The sequence below is a fragment of the Oerskovia flava genome (assembly GCF_026163685.1).
GTDB classification, from domain to species: Bacteria; Actinomycetota; Actinomycetes; order Actinomycetales; family Cellulomonadaceae; genus Oerskovia_A; species Oerskovia_A flava.
Map to the genome: position 1 here is coordinate 225790 of NZ_JAOXSR010000001.1, position 13432 is coordinate 239221.

The window sequence follows — 13432 nt, forward strand, 5'->3', positions numbered from 1 at the left end:
GTCGGCGTCAGCGACGGCCTGCCAGCCACCCCCGCAGCCTGTCGGGCCGGTCGGTGATGATGGCGTCGACGTCCGCCTCGCACAGCAGCTCCCACTCGGCGGGCTCGTTCGCCGTCCACACCATGACCTGCAGGCCCATGGAACGGAGGCGGTCGAGGAGGCCCGGATCGGCGGCGAGCAGCGTGCCGGCCGGGTTGCACGTCACCACGTCGAGCTCCTTGCAGACTCGCAGGAGCTCGTCCGGACCGTCGGGCGGAAGCGCGAGGAGCAGTCCGCGGGGCAGGTGCTCGGCGGCGTCGCGAAGGGCCTCGACGGTCTGGGGCCAGAAGCTCTGCACGACCACTCGCTCTGCCAGGCCGGCGGCGTCTACCGCGTCGGTGACGCGGCGCGCCTCCGTCGGCGTCCAGGCGCCCTTGACCTCGAGCAGCACATCCGTCCCGGGACGCTCGACGAGGAGGGCGAGCACCTCGTCGAGCGTCGGGACCCGCTGACCGACGAAGGCGCGCGAGAACCACGAGCCGGCGTCGAGCGCGCGCAGTGTCGCGAGGTCGAGCTGTTCCACCGCCCCGCTGCCGTCCGTGGTGTCGTCCACCGTGCTGTCGTGGATCACGACCACGCGACCGTCGCGGGACAGGCGCACGTCGAGCTCGATGGCGTCCGCGCCGGCACGCCATGCCGACTCGAACGCGGCGAGCGTGTTCTGCGGGGCCACCGACGAGTTCCCGCGGTGGGCGATCACCACCGGTTCGGTGGCCCCTGCCGGTCGCAGCACCGTCACAGGTACGGCTCCACGTTCTCGCGGAACGCGCGCTCGAGCCGAGGCGTCAGTGCGGCCAGCGCCTCAGCCGGGTCCGTCCCCTTGAGGACGATCTCCTCGATCCCGTCGGTGAGGATCTGGTCCCCGGACGGGACGAAGACGCGCGCCCAGTCCTGCGACCGGGCCTTCGTCGCGAGCTGATCGACGGCGGTGCGGTACTGCGGTGTGGAGTCGTAGATCGCGCTCATCGTCTCTCCCTCCTGTGCTGAGGTTCGCACAGGCATGTAGCCCGTGCTCTGCGAGAAGTACGCCGTGTTCTCAGGATCGGTCATGAAGGCGAGGAACATCGCGGCCGCGAGCTGCTGCTCAGGGGTACGCGAGGAGGGGATCGCGAGGCCGGTGCCGCCCGTGGGAACGCCCGTCCCTGCGGGGCCGTCGGGCATGTACGCGGCACCGAGGTCGAAGGAGACGGTGTCGAGCAGACCGGTGAGGCTGCCCGTCGTGCCCACCACGGAGGCGAAGACACCAGCCGCGAAGTCCGCGTTCGTGTCGGTACCGACGGCCGCGATCTCCTTCGCGTGGAACAGGTCGTGCACGAACTGGCCCGCCGCTACGGCCTCAGGCGTCTCGAGCGTGACCGTCCACTCCTGGGAGTACTGTCCACCCTGACCCCACAGCATGTTCGCGAACCACCACGCCGACCAGGACGTGCCCGTGCCGAGGCCGAGCGGGGCGCCGTCGGCGGGCACCTGCTCGCGCAGCGCGGGCGCCCACTCCTCGAGCTCCGCCCACGTCTCGGGGCCACGGTCCGGCAGGCCGGCGGCCGCCCACATCTCCTTGTTGTAGTAGAACAGCGGCATCGAGCGGGCGTACGGTGCCGCCCAGTGCTTGCCGTCGTAGGAGTAGTCGCCGTACAGCGTCGGGTTGTAGTCCGCCACGTCCACCTCGAGGTGGGCGAAGATCTCGTCCACCGGCATGATCTGCCCGTTGATCATGTAGCGGAACCACCACACGTCGGACGCGATGACGAGGTCGGGCAGGTTGTCGGTGCCGGATGCTGCCTGGAAGCGCTGCGCGATCTCGTCGTACCCGGCGCCGGCCGTGACCAGTCGGACCGAGATCTCGGGGTGCTGCGCCGTGAACCGGCGGATGAGCTCCTCCTCGACCTCCTTCGACGCGCCGGGGTGGTTCGACCACCACGTGATCTCCGAGGCAGGCGTGATCGACGACCAGTCGATCCCGGTGCCGGCTGACGGGGTGCTCGACCCCGTCCCGCCGACGGTCGGGCCGCCGCACGCGGTGAGGGCGAGGGCCAGGGCGCCGAGGCCGCCGAGGCGCAGGACGTCGCGACGGGACGGGCTCCACGAGGAGGGAGTGACGAGCTCGGGCACGGTGGGTCTCCTTGGGTGTGTGCGTGGTGGAGCGAGAGAGATGGGTCGGGAGTTCTGGGTGGCTGCCGGGCGGTGCCGGTCAGCCCGTGACGGCGCCGGCCGTCAGACCGGCGACGAGCCGGCGCTGCAGCACGAGGAAGACGACGAGGATCGGCAGGGTCACGAGCACGGTGGCAGCCATGAGGACGCCCCAGTTCGTCATCCCGTCGATGCTCTGCAGAAGCGTCAGTCCGACGGGGAGGGTCATCTTCGAGGCGTCGTCGATCACGAGGAACGGCCACAGGTACTCGTTCCACTCGCCGACGACGGACACCAGCCCGACCGCCGCGATCGTGGGCCCGGACATGGGGACGACGAACCGCCACAGCCTGCGCCAGTGTCCGGCGCCGTCGAGCTGCGCGGCTTCGAGGATCGAGAGGGGCAAGGAGAGGAAGTGCTGGCGGAACAGGAACGTCCCGAACGCGCTCGCGAGGCCGGGCACGAGGATGCCCTGGTAGGTGTTCAGCCAACCGAGGGACGCGACGAGGGTGTAGTTGGGGATGATCGTGATCTGCTGCGGGATGAGCAGAGCGAAGATCACGACCACGAACACGGTGCGTCGGAACGGGACGTCGAGGAAGACGAGCGCGTACGCGCAGCACAGGCCGAGGAGCAGCTTGAGGGACGCGCCGGCGACCGTCAGCGCCGCGCTGTTGAGGAAGAGCTGACCGATGGGTATCGACTCCGCTGCCTGCGCGTAGTTGGCGAGGTCGAACCGCTCTGGCAGCCACTGCAGCGGGATCCGGTAGAGCTCGTCGGAGCGTTTGAGGCTCGCGAGCGCCATCCACACCAGCGGCAGGGCCATGACCACCGTGGCGACGATCATCGTCACGTAGCCGCCGACCGGGACGCGCGCCCGACGGCGCCGGGCGGGGCGCACCGCGACCGCACCCGCGCCGTCGCTCGGGCCATCGCCCGCTCCTCCGGTCACCACCGGCGGGAGAGCGTCCCGGGCCGTCGAGCCGGGCGTCGTGGCGTCAGGGCGGTCGAGTCGGGTGAGGCTCATGCGTAGTGCACCTTCCGCTCGACGAAGCGCAGCTGGACGACCGTGACGGCCAGCAAGAGGACGAAGAGGATGGTGGCGACGGCCGACGCGTAGCCGGCGCGACCCGTGACGAACCCCTCCTGGTAGATCTGGTACATCAGCGTCGTGGTGCTGCCGAGCGGCCCGCCCTGGGTCATGGCCTGGATGATGTCGAACGACTGCAGCGAGCTGAGCAACGTCGTCACCAGCAGGAAGAACGTCGTGGGCGCGAGGAGCGGCAGGACGATCGAGCGGAACGTCCGGACCGTCGACGCGCCGTCGAGGGCGGCTGCCTGCCGCAGCTCCGCCGGGACCGCCTGCAGACCGGCCAGGTAGATGAGGGCGACGTACCCGAGGTTCTTCCACAGGTAGACCACGATGATCATCACGAGCGCCCAGGGCGAGGTCGTGTACCACTGCGGGGACGGCAACCCCAGCATGCCGAGCCCGCTGGCGACGAGGCCGTAGCGAGGGTCGAACATGAACAGCCACAGCATCCCGACAGCCACACCCGAGAGGACGTACGGTGCGAAGACGACGGTGCGGGCCGCCGACCGACCGCGCAGCCTGCGGTTGAGCAGCAGGGCGAGGGCGAGGCCCAGGACGAGCGAGCCGCCGACCGTCGCGACGGTGAACACCCCGGTCGTGGCCAGGACGGTCCCGGTGCCGGGCGCCGTGAACCACTCGACGTAGTTGCCGAGCCCGATGAACCGGGCGTCGGGGGAGCCGAGGTTCCACTGGAGCGTCGAGAGGTAGAGGCTCTCGAGGAGCGGCCGGTAGACGAAGATCAGCAGGAGGGCGACGTTCGGGCCGGCCAGCAGCAGGAAGGCCAGGTAGGTGCGGAGGCGGATGGTGCGCCGTCCCGGGCCACGGCGGGTCGCCGGTCGCGCGGGGGCGGTGAGGGTGGACATGGGTGCTCCGAATCACGAGCGGATCGACGCCGTCACCCTAGGAGGGGTTCAGGGCCGCGAATCACCACGGACGGGATGATTCGCCGAGTGTTCGCGAACCGTTCATCGGCACCTGGGCGGCGCGTCACGCCGGACACGTGGCCGTCATACGATGTGGGTCTTCGGCCCCGGTGATGGTTGTATGCAGGACATGAGACGCAGCACGAAAACCCGCGGCGCGACTCTCGGCGCGATCCTTCTCGTCGCCGGGCTCGTCGGCGGGTGCACCGGTGAGGAGCCGCCGGAGGACGAGGCCTCGACCGCAGCCCCGGAGAGCACCGAGGACCCGACGGATGACCCGACGGACGACTCGGCCGAGGGCGCGACGGACCCGACCGGCCCGTTGACCGCGCAGCAGGTGTGCGCCGAGCTCTACGTCGGCGGCGGAGAGCCGCTCGAGGAGGAGGTGGGCAACGCGCTCGTCGCCGCGAGCAAGGGCATGGACCAGGTGGTCGCGGGGCAGATGACGGCCGTCGGTGTCCAGCTGAGGACGCTCGAGACGAACGCGCCGGACGAGTTCACGGCTGCGATCCAGCAGGTACGGGTGCCGTTCGTGCAGCTCCAGGAGCACTTCGACATGGGGGGCTCGGACACCGTCGAGCTCGACATCGGCTCCGCACGGGCCGGGCTGGGCGACCTGCGCGGACTCTGCGCCGACGAGGGCTACGCCTTCCCGTCCTGACGCCGGTGGTTCAGCGTGCGCGCCCGGAGAGGGCGAGCAGCCGGGTGAGGTCGTCCGCGCCGTCGGGCACGGGGAGCGGGTCGGCGAACAGGTGGCTGCGGGCGAGATCGTCGGCACGGGCCTGCGCGTGGCCGAGCGCCCAGCCGACGAGCTCCGCGCCGAGATCGTCGTCGGGCCGGCCGAGCGCCCGCCGCAGGTCCCATGCGTGCACGGTGAGGTCGAACGTCATCTCCGCGCAGTAGTGCGCGGCGCGCACGTCGCCGTAGGACAGGTGCACCGTGCGGTCGAGCACGCCGGGCTCGAGGAACGCCTCGCGCGACACCACGGACGCGTCGATCCACCGGTCGACGGGGTCCTCGCCCAGGACGTCGCCGTCGAACACGTCGCCCACCTCGCCCGTGGTCCGACCGGCGAGCAGCTCCGGTACCCACAGCTGCTCCGCGGTCAGGTGCCGCACGAGGTCGCGGACGCTCCACCCGTCGTCCGGGGTCGGCAGGTCCCACTGGTCGTCGGTGATGGTGCGGACGGGGTGGTCGAACGCACCGATCGCGTCCCCGTGCGCGGCGAGCAGGTCCATGAGGGGCTCCTCGTGACGTCGGCCAGGTGCCTTCCCACCGTGGCACGGCGACGACGCTCCCGCAGCGTGACGCCGGCCTGATACGCGTACCCGGTCAGACGGGCGACGCGGTCCGCACGGGTTCGCGGACGGGTTCGCGGGCCTGCTCCTCGAACGGCGCGTCGGCCTCGTCGAGCGGGCAGGCGAACCGGCGGCGGTAGGCGCCGGGGCTGGTGCCCAGAGAGCGGGCGAAGTGGTGGCGCAGCACGGCCGCGCTCCCGAAGCCGACGAGGGCGGCGATCTCGTCGATGCCGGCGCGGGTGCTCTCGAGCAGCTCCTGGGCGCGGGCGACGCGCTGCCGGGCGGTCCACGCGGCCGGGGTCGTGCCCGTCTCGGCACGGAATCGGCGAGCGAAGGTGCGCTCGGACATCATGGCGCGCGCGGCGAGCTCGGGGACGGTGAGCGGCTGGTCGAGGTTCTCGCGCATCCAGGCGAGGAGCGCGGCGAGGGAGTCGCCCTCGCGCGGGAGGGGGTCGACGACGTACTGCGCCTGGCCCCCGTCGCGCTGGGGTGGGACGACCATGCGGCGGGCGATCGACGTGGCCGCGGCCGCGCCGAGCTCACGGCGCACGAGGTGCAGGCAGGCGTCGATGCCTGCGGCGCTGCCCGCGCTCGTGATGATGCGGTCGTGCTCGACGAACAGCACGTCGGGGTCGACGTCGGCGCTCGGCACCATGTCGGCGAGCTGCTCGGTGTACATCCAGTGGGTCGTGCAGCGCCGGTCGGCGAGGAGCCCGGCGTGGGCGAGCGCGAACGCGCCCGAGCAGATGCTGAGGATCCAGGCGCCGCGCGCGTGCGCGGCCCGCAGCGACTCCAGGACGTCGTCGTCGACCGGGGCGTCGGCGCCGTAGGCGATGATGACGACGAGATCGGCGTCGGTGATCGCCTCCAGCCCGTGCTCGATCTGGAGCTGGAAGCCGCCCTTGGTGGGCACGAGCCCGGGTCGCGGCGTGCACAGCGTGAAGTCGAAGCGCGGGCCGCCGGTGTCGGTCCGGTCGATGCCGAACACCTCGTAGGCGACGCCCAGCTCGAAGGGGGCGGTGTTCGGCATCGCGAGCGCGGCGACGGTTCGGAGCATGCCTCTACCGTCCCACGGCTTTGGCAGGATCTCAATGGATGTCGTCACTCCAGCCACTCGTGGCGGTATGTCGACGGGCGCAGCATTGCTGCCATGACACTCTTCCTCGTCGCCGCCGCCCTGCTCGCCCTCGTCCTCGTCCTGCGCCGCACCGTCCGGCGCGACGGTCTCGGTCACCGTTCACCGCCGCCCACGCGGCGCGCGTGGACCGACGACCTCCCGGAATGGCAGCGCCGCTGACGCACCCGTGGTGAGCCACGGTTGCGCGACGGCCGGTCGACGGCGCACTGTACGCGGGTGCCCCTCGACAGCCCTCGCCCCGTCCGTCACGTCCTGTTCCCCGGCCGCCACCACCTCGTCACCCGTTTCCAGGTCGACTACCTGCGGGCGCTGCGGGCCGGGCTGGTCCGCGATCTCGACGGCGTCCCGGTGCGGTGCGAGCCGGACGTCGTGGTCGTCTGGGCGGTGACGTCGGCGAACCACTCCGGCACGCGCCGCAACCCGTTGCCGGGCCACCGGCGCGAGGCGCTCATCGAGAACGTCAGCGCGCGCGAGAACCTGCGGTCCGTCGTCGTCCCGGTGCCCGACGTCGCGCCGCACCCCCGGTTCGCGCACCTCGTGCTCACGTCGGTGGCGACCGGTACCGCGCACACGGTCGTGCCCGACCCGGCGCACACCCTCGTCGCGTGCTCGACCCCGACCGTCATCGAGGCCTACCGCGACCTCGGGTACCGGGTCGCGGGGGTCGAGCTCGATGCGGACACTGACGTGGGCGAAGGCGCCGGTGCCGCGCGGCCGTGGGACGTCGTCGAGCTGCTGGCCGCGGGCGACCCCTCCTGGACGGAGCTCGCGCACCCGGCGGTACCCGAGCTCTACGGGCGGTACGGGATCGTGCCGCAGGTCCGCCAGGTGTTCGCCGACCCGGTGGTCTCCGGCGACGGCGACCTCACCACGACCCGCGACTACCGCACCTACGCGGCGGCGTTCGAGGACGCGTCGGCGCGCAAGTGGGAGCAGGTCGTGCCGTACGTCGAGCCGGGCCGGATCGTCGACATCGGCTGCGCGACCGGCGGGCTTCTCGAGCTCGCCGCGCGCGAGCCCCGGCTGCACGAGTCCGACCTCTTCGGCGTCGACGTCGCCCGGCACCTCGTTGCAGAGGCGGAGCACAAGAAGACGCAGGGTGTGTTCGCCAACCCGAACGTCTGGTTCGTCCAGGCCAACATCCTCGCGCAGAGCGTCATGCCTGCCCGGTCGGTCGACACGACCGTGACCATCGCGCTCACGCACGAGGTGAGCTCGTACGGCGACGGGACGGCCGACGTCGACCGCTTCGCCCGCCGCGTCCTCACCCACACCCGCCCGGGCGGGGTGTGGATCAACTCCGACGTGTGCGGCCCCGCCGGCGGGGACCGCGAGGTCCTGCTCACGCTCACCACGACCGACGGCGCCCCCGCCGCGGGCGACGGCCCGGGCGGCGCCCGCACGGACCTCGACGACCTCGAGCGGCCCGACGTCGCGGCGTACGTCCGGTCCCTGTCGACCGCGGGGCGCCTGGCCCAGTTCGCGTACGACTTCCCGCGCCTGTCCGGAGCGGGATTCATGGCCGGCGACGAGGGCGACGGGTCCTGGCGCCTGACCCTGCGGGACGCCATGGAGTTCCTCACGACCAAGGACTACGCCGACAACTGGCTCTCCGAGTGCCACGAGCGCTTCTGCGACCTCGACGGCGACGCCTGGGCCGACCTGCTGCACGCGGCCGGGTTCGAGCTCGACCCCGCGAGCGGGCCGTGGCGCAACGAGTGGCTCGTGGAGAACGCGTTCGCCCCCGTCGCGTCGCTGCGGGACGCCGCCACCGGCGAGGTCGTCGACTGGCCCGACACGCACGTGCTGTCCGTCGCGCGCAGGCCTGTGCTCGAGAGCTGACGGCGGTGCCGGTGTCGGTGGCGGCCCCTACCGTGGGAGGACGCCGACGGACGGGAAGCACCGCATGACCGGCTGGAGCCTGCGCGACCTCAACCGCTCCACCCTGGCACGCCAGCACCTGCTGGACCGTGCGACCGGGACGGCGCCCGACGTCGTCGGGCAGCTGGCCGGGCTGCAGGCCCAGCACGCGACCTGGCCGTACGTCGCGCTGTCGTCACGACGCGCGGGAGCGCCGATCGCGGACCTCGAGGACGCCCTCACCGGGCGCACGGTCGTCAAGGCGACCGTGATGCGCCAGACCCTGCACCTCGTGGCCGCCCAGCACCACGCGGCCTACGACGCCGTCGCCGCCGCCCAACGGCTCGCGACCTGGGCGCCGAGCGGACGCCGCGCCGGGATCGACCTCGTCGAGCTCAACGCACGCCTGCGCGCGTTCTGCGGCGAACCCCGCACGGTCGACGAGATGGAGGACCACCTGCAAGGGCTCCACCCCGGCGTGGACGCGGCAGCGCACATCCCCGGCGGCGTCTCGCGCGCCTGGTTCCGGCTGGGCACCGCAGGTGGTGGGCTCGTGCACGTCCCGCCCAGCGGGCTGTGGTCCGAGCACGGCCGGCCGCGGTACGTCGACGTCCGGGCATGGCTCCCGTCGGACGTCGTGCCTGACGATCCCCCGACCGCCGAGGAGGCGCTGCCCGAGGTGGTGGCGCGGTACCTCGCCGCGTACGGGCCGGCGTCGGTCGCTGACGTCCAGCGTTGGGCAGGGATCCGCAAGATCACCGACGTCCGCCGGGCGCTCGCGGCCCTCGGGGACCGCATCGAGCCGGTGACCGGTACGGACGGGCTCGAGCTCGTCGACCTGGCCGGCACCGCGGACCTCACGGACGCCCCCGCCCCGGCGCGCTTCCTCGCGAAGTGGGACAGCGTCCTCGTCGCCTACGACGCCCGGGACAGGATCCTGCCCCCTGAGCACACGCCTGCCGTCATCCGGAAGAACGGTGACATCCTGCCGACGTTCCTCGTGGACGGGTTCGTCGCGGGGCTGTGGTCGGTGTCGCGCGCCGGAGAACGTGCCGGCCTGCGTCTCCAGCCCTTCGGGCTGGTCCCGCGCGCGGACCGTACGGCGCTCGAGGAGGAGGCGGAGCGGATCGTCCGCGTCGTCGAGCCGGACGCGGCCGCCCACGAGGTGGGCTGGGACTGACCGTCACGACGCGGCGTCGGGGACCTCCAGGGCGGGGAGCCCGTCGAGGCTCTGCGCGTTGCGATCACGCCAGTACCCGTCGAAGTACTCGGGGGAGCGGCGCTCGTGCGAGCGGTCCAGGATGTCGCGGTCCGCGACGAGCTCCATCCGCGGCACGGAGAACCCGCACGAGTCCGACACGCGGGTGACGTCCACGACGACGACGCCCCGCTGCCCGATCTCCCGCTCCTTGGCGAACCGGGGTCGCAGCGCGGCGAACTCGTCCGAGCCGGCCGGCACGTAGCGGCCCGTCCCGTGCAGGCGCACGATGTTCGGCGGGCCCTCGAACGCGCAGAACATCAGCACGATCCGGCCGTTCTCCCGCAGGTGCGCCGCCGTCTCGGCACCGGACCCCGTGTAGTCGAGGTAGGCGACCGACCGCGGGCCGAGCACCGCGAACGTGCCGGCCATCCCCTTCGGGGAGACGTTGACGTGCCCGTCCCCGCTCAGCGGTGCCGAACCGACGAAGAAGACCGGCTGCGCCAGGACGAACGCCGCGATCTTCTCCGTGATTTCCTCGTGGATCGTCGCCATGGGGGCGAGTCTGCCACCGGTCGGCGCGTGGCGGCGAGCTCGCTACTCGAAGCGGATGCGCGCCACCCGGTCCGCGACCGGGACGTCGGCCGCCTCGGACCCCTCGTTCGCGAGCCGGTGCACGACGAACGCGATCTCGTGGGCCAACCCGTCCTCCAACGCCGTGAGCGTCGACCCGTCGACGAGCAGCCGCCGACCTCGGACGGTCAGCCGCACCTCGGGGTAGCCCCGCGCGGCAAGGTGCGCGTGGCTCGCCGGGCCCTCGACCAGTTCCTGCTCCGCGGGCGTCGGCGCCCGAGACAGCAGGGTGGGGATCGTGTACGACGCCGGGCTGTCGGCCGTACCCAGAGACTGCGGGAGCTCCGAGGCGAGGACCGTGGTCACACGCAGCGGCGGTGGCGCGGGGTCAGGGCGTGGGGGCTGTCCTTCGGTCATGCTCATCACGGTCCGTCGCGGCCAGAGGCATGGCGGTGCCGGACGGTCTGGCCATGGACCGGCGGCGAGGGCTGGAAGGGTCCTCGTTCCGAAACTACGCCCCGCCCGGCAGCACGTCGAGGATGGAGGCCCCGGTAACGCGAAAGCCTCCTTACGGCCGGAGCCGGAAGGAGGCAATCGTCGAGACCCCGCTCGCGCGAGGTGCGCACATCCCAGGCCACGACACGCGGGTCACCCCCGAGGTCGGACAGCAGAACAGGATGCTGCGCCGATCATCCCACGAGTCGCGCCGTGATGGGGGCTGGACGGGAAAATGCCGTGCACGTCACCATCAGGCGCGCGTAGCGTCCCGCCCATGTGTGCAGCAGCCATCGCGATCCGTCCCCGTCCCCGTCGCCACCGCTGACGGCGCAGGGACACGCACCTTCCGAACGTTCCGCGCCCCCGGCTTCCTGCCGGGCGGTCGTCTCGTCCTGCCCGGCTCCCGTCGTTCACCAGGAGCCGCCGCATGTCTCGCACACGCCTCGGGCCGCACTCGGACAGAACCACCCGGCGCGATCACGAGGCACCTCGACCGGCTCGGTCGGCCGGTCCGGGCCGTCGAGGTCGACCCACGGACGGCCGACGTCCTCCGCCGACGGGTCAGCCCGCGGGTGTCGGTCGTCGAGGACGATCTCCTGCGCCACGCGCCACCGGCGTGGCCGTACGACCTCGTGGGCAACATCCCGTCCCACGTCACGAGGGGTGGCGCTAGCCGTCCTCCTCACGCAGTGGGAGGTCGCGCGCAAGCGTGCCGCGGTCGGCGGGACGACCGTGCTGACCGCGCAGTGGTGGCCCGGGTACACGTTGACGCTGGGCCGGCGCGTCGCCGCGTCGGCGTTCACACCGAGGCCCTCGGTCGACGGGGGCATCCTCTTCATCGACCAACGGGCCGTCCCGCTGATCGAGGGTCGTGCGACCTCGACGCCCACCGGTGTGTCGGGGCTTGGGCGCTGAGTCGCCGGCGTGCCGGGCGCCGTGGACCACGACTCTGACCCGCCGACGTGCAACCTCGTGGAGGTGGGCCGGAGTGCTTGACCGGATTCGGAGGCACGTGGTTTGATCCCTCGCACAGGAGGGGAGTACCCCACCCACGCCTCGTCGTCAGTACGGCCCATGAGGGTTCCGGCGAGCGGGCCCGTCACAGGGCTGGGAGAGACCTCCGATCAGAGGATCGGAGTGTTCTGATGGATGTCCCGTTCTGGGTCTGGGCCTCAGTGCTCGGCGTCATCGTCGTGATGCTGGCCGTCGACCTGTTCGCCCACCGCCGGGCCCATGTGATCGGAGTGAAGGAAGCGGCCGCCTGGTCTGGGGTCTGGGTCGCTCTCGGTGTTGCTTTCGGGGTGGTCATCTGGTGGGTCTGGGGTGCTGGGTTCGCGCAGCAGTACTTCGCCGGCTACCTGATCGAGAAGTCCCTCGCCGTCGACAACGTCTTCGTGTGGGCCATCATCCTCAGCTACTTTGCCGTCCCCCGTGAGTTCCAGCATCGGGTCCTGTTCCTGGGAGTGCTGGGCGCACTGGTCTTTCGCGGCATCTTCATCGCTGCCGGGGCCATCCTCATCCAGAACTTCGCCTGGGTGCTGTACGTCTTCGCTGCGTTCCTGCTCTTCACCGGGTTCCGGATGATTCGACAGCGTCACGACCACCTGGAACCAGACCGGTCGGTGGTGCTGCGCACCTTCCGCCGGTTCATCCCGATGACCCAGACCTACCACGGCCAGAGACTGCTGGTCCGCCGCAACGGGATGCTCCTGGCCACCCCGTTGCTGGCCGTGCTGGTCCTGATCGAGGTCACCGACGTGGTGTTCGCCGTGGACTCCATCCCCGCCATCTTCGCGGTGACCGACGAGGTGTTCCTGGTCTTCACCGCCAATGCCTTCGCGGTCCTGGGTCTTCGCGCGATGTACTTCCTGCTCGCCGACCTGATCCACCGCTTCGTCTTCCTCAAGGTCGGCCTGGCTCTGGTGCTCATCTGGGTCGGGGTGAAGATGCTTCTCAAGATCGACGTCTTCTACGTCCCGACCACCGTGTCCCTGGCAGTCGTCGCCACGATCATCACCGTCTCGATCATCGCGAGCCTGCGCGCCACCCGCGGGCAAGGCCGCCAAGCGCTGCCCGCACCGTCCGATCCTCCGTTCAGGGTCGCCACCGAGACGGAGGACGCCGATCTGCAACCCTTGTGGGGATCACCCGGCAGGACCGGAGGCCGCGCTACGACGGCCGACCACGAAGACGGCGGTCCTTGAGGCAGCGGTCGCGGCCGCAGCGCTACCGGGTGGGGTCAGCAGCGGGGGTGGTGGGCCCCCCGGGGTTCGAACCCGGAACCTACGGATTAAAAGTCCGCAGCTCTGCCAGTTGAGCTAGAGGCCCTCGTCGGGGCCGGGTGCGTCGCGCGCGCCTGGCCCGTCCGAGAGTTTACGCGGGGCGAGCGGTCTGGCGGTGAGGTGGTCGGGGGTGGTGCGCACCGTCGTCGGGCAGGCCGTGCCGGACGGGCGGCGGGACCGGGGACCCGAGGCCCCGCGCCCGCGTGGCGCGTACCGTACGCGGCTCGGGTGAACGTGTCACGCGGGGTCTTGCCTCGTGAGAAGTTCTCTGAGATTCGGGCCGAACGCTTGCGATCCGACGTCGTTCTTGTTTCGGTGGAAGAGACCGAGGGGCCCGCGGGAGGGTCCATCGCCGTCGCCCGTCCGGGTGGCGACGTGTGTCCCGCGAGTCTCGCCCGGCTAC

The 13432-nt window shown here is 71.6% G+C and carries 14 protein-coding genes and 1 tRNA gene; 6 read left to right on the forward strand and 9 right to left on the reverse strand.

Translation table 11 applies throughout. The annotated features are described in order from the left end of the window. Positions 1-7: 7 nt before the first annotated feature. The 4 genes from OHL10_RS01005 to OHL10_RS01020 all read right to left on the reverse strand — a co-directional run bounded on the left by OHL10_RS01005 (position 8) and on the right by OHL10_RS01020 (position 4122). A complete protein-coding gene (locus OHL10_RS01005; protein WP_265520285.1) occupies positions 8-778 on the reverse strand; it encodes a glycerophosphodiester phosphodiesterase in 771 nt (256 codons plus the stop codon). After that, a complete protein-coding gene (locus tag OHL10_RS01010; RefSeq protein ID WP_265520286.1) occupies positions 775-2148 on the reverse strand; it encodes an ABC transporter substrate-binding protein in 1374 nt (457 codons plus the stop codon). The genes OHL10_RS01005 and OHL10_RS01010 overlap by 4 nt, the downstream gene beginning before the upstream one ends. A 79-nt stretch (positions 2149-2227) precedes the next feature. Beyond that, positions 2228-3013, reverse strand: coding sequence for a carbohydrate ABC transporter permease (locus OHL10_RS01015; RefSeq protein ID WP_265520979.1), 786 nt, complete (start codon positions 3011-3013; stop codon positions 2228-2230). A gap of 176 nt (positions 3014-3189) precedes the next feature. Then, positions 3190-4122 (reverse strand): carbohydrate ABC transporter permease, encoded by a 933-nt coding sequence (locus OHL10_RS01020; protein ID WP_265520287.1) that lies wholly within the window; start codon positions 4120-4122, stop codon positions 3190-3192. A 190-nt stretch (positions 4123-4312) separates the two neighbouring features. Here OHL10_RS01020 and OHL10_RS01025 point away from each other — a divergent pair, with 190 nt between their 5' ends. Next, a complete protein-coding gene (locus OHL10_RS01025) occupies positions 4313-4843 on the forward strand; it encodes a hypothetical protein (protein WP_265520288.1) in 531 nt (176 codons plus the stop codon). Between the two features lie 10 nt (positions 4844-4853). On the opposite strand, the gene OHL10_RS01030 is transcribed toward OHL10_RS01025, so the two are convergent. After that, on the reverse strand, positions 4854-5420 hold the full coding sequence (locus OHL10_RS01030; RefSeq protein WP_265520289.1) for a TIGR03086 family metal-binding protein: 567 nt from the start codon (positions 5418-5420) through the stop codon (positions 4854-4856). 94 nt (positions 5421-5514) lie between these two features. Further along, positions 5515-6537, reverse strand: a complete 1023-nt coding sequence (locus tag OHL10_RS01035) for a helix-turn-helix domain-containing protein (RefSeq protein WP_265520290.1) — start codon at positions 6535-6537, stop codon at positions 5515-5517. Positions 6538-6630: 93 nt separating this feature from the next. Here OHL10_RS01035 and OHL10_RS01040 point away from each other — a divergent pair, with 93 nt between their 5' ends. The 3 genes from OHL10_RS01040 to OHL10_RS01050 all read left to right on the forward strand — a co-directional run bounded on the left by OHL10_RS01040 (position 6631) and on the right by OHL10_RS01050 (position 9658). After that, positions 6631-6777 carry a hypothetical protein gene (locus tag OHL10_RS01040; protein ID WP_265520291.1) on the forward strand — a complete coding sequence of 49 codons (147 nt, stop codon included), beginning with the start codon at positions 6631-6633 and terminating at the stop codon, positions 6775-6777. Positions 6778-6834: 57 nt separating this feature from the next. After that, positions 6835-8460 (forward strand): class I SAM-dependent methyltransferase, encoded by a 1626-nt coding sequence (locus OHL10_RS01045; protein WP_265520292.1) that lies wholly within the window; start codon positions 6835-6837, stop codon positions 8458-8460. A 64-nt stretch (positions 8461-8524) separates the two neighbouring features. Then, complete coding sequence (locus OHL10_RS01050; RefSeq protein WP_265520293.1) at positions 8525-9658, forward strand: winged helix DNA-binding domain-containing protein; 1134 nt, start codon at positions 8525-8527, stop codon at positions 9656-9658. A 3-nt stretch (positions 9659-9661) separates the two neighbouring features. On the opposite strand, the gene OHL10_RS01055 is transcribed toward OHL10_RS01050, so the two are convergent. Next, entirely contained in the window at positions 9662-10231 is a 570-nt protein-coding gene (locus OHL10_RS01055; protein ID WP_265520294.1) for a pyridoxamine 5'-phosphate oxidase family protein, read from the reverse strand. A 42-nt stretch (positions 10232-10273) separates the two neighbouring features. Continuing rightward, positions 10274-10666 carry a hypothetical protein gene (locus OHL10_RS01060; RefSeq protein ID WP_265520295.1) on the reverse strand — a complete coding sequence of 131 codons (393 nt, stop codon included), beginning with the start codon at positions 10664-10666 and terminating at the stop codon, positions 10274-10276. A gap of 744 nt (positions 10667-11410) precedes the next feature. On the opposite strand from OHL10_RS01060, the gene OHL10_RS01065 reads away from it, so the two are divergent. Both OHL10_RS01065 and OHL10_RS01070 read left to right on the forward strand, forming a co-directional pair. Continuing rightward, a complete protein-coding gene (locus tag OHL10_RS01065; RefSeq protein WP_265520296.1) occupies positions 11411-11662 on the forward strand; it encodes a class I SAM-dependent methyltransferase in 252 nt (83 codons plus the stop codon). Positions 11663-11892: 230 nt separating this feature from the next. Continuing rightward, on the forward strand, positions 11893-12951 hold the full coding sequence (locus OHL10_RS01070) for a TerC family protein (protein WP_265520297.1): 1059 nt from the start codon (positions 11893-11895) through the stop codon (positions 12949-12951). Positions 12952-12999: 48 nt separating this feature from the next. On the opposite strand, the gene OHL10_RS01075 is transcribed toward OHL10_RS01070, so the two are convergent. After that, positions 13000-13075 (reverse strand) — tRNA-Lys (locus tag OHL10_RS01075). Between the last annotated feature and the right edge of the window lie 357 nt (positions 13076-13432).

Coding starts and splice junctions, on each gene's coding strand:
- OHL10_RS01015 (WP_265520979.1), bottom strand. CDS start 3,013: ATGATCGTCGCCACGGTGGTCATGGCCCTGCCGCTGGTGTGGATGGCG.
- OHL10_RS01020 (WP_265520287.1), bottom strand. CDS start 4,122: ATGTCCACCCTCACCGCCCCCGCGCGACCGGCGACCCGCCGTGGCCCG.
- OHL10_RS01025 (WP_265520288.1), top strand. CDS start 4,313: ATGAGACGCAGCACGAAAACCCGCGGCGCGACTCTCGGCGCGATCCTT.
- OHL10_RS01030 (WP_265520289.1), bottom strand. CDS start 5,420: ATGGACCTGCTCGCCGCGCACGGGGACGCGATCGGTGCGTTCGACCAC.
- OHL10_RS01035 (WP_265520290.1), bottom strand. CDS start 6,537: ATGCTCCGAACCGTCGCCGCGCTCGCGATGCCGAACACCGCCCCCTTC.
- OHL10_RS01040 (WP_265520291.1), top strand. CDS start 6,631: ATGACACTCTTCCTCGTCGCCGCCGCCCTGCTCGCCCTCGTCCTCGTC.
- OHL10_RS01050 (WP_265520293.1), top strand. CDS start 8,525: ATGACCGGCTGGAGCCTGCGCGACCTCAACCGCTCCACCCTGGCACGC.
- OHL10_RS01055 (WP_265520294.1), bottom strand. CDS start 10,231: ATGGCGACGATCCACGAGGAAATCACGGAGAAGATCGCGGCGTTCGTC.
- OHL10_RS01060 (WP_265520295.1), bottom strand. CDS start 10,666: ATGACCGAAGGACAGCCCCCACGCCCTGACCCCGCGCCACCGCCGCTG.
- OHL10_RS01070 (WP_265520297.1), top strand. CDS start 11,893: ATGGATGTCCCGTTCTGGGTCTGGGCCTCAGTGCTCGGCGTCATCGTC.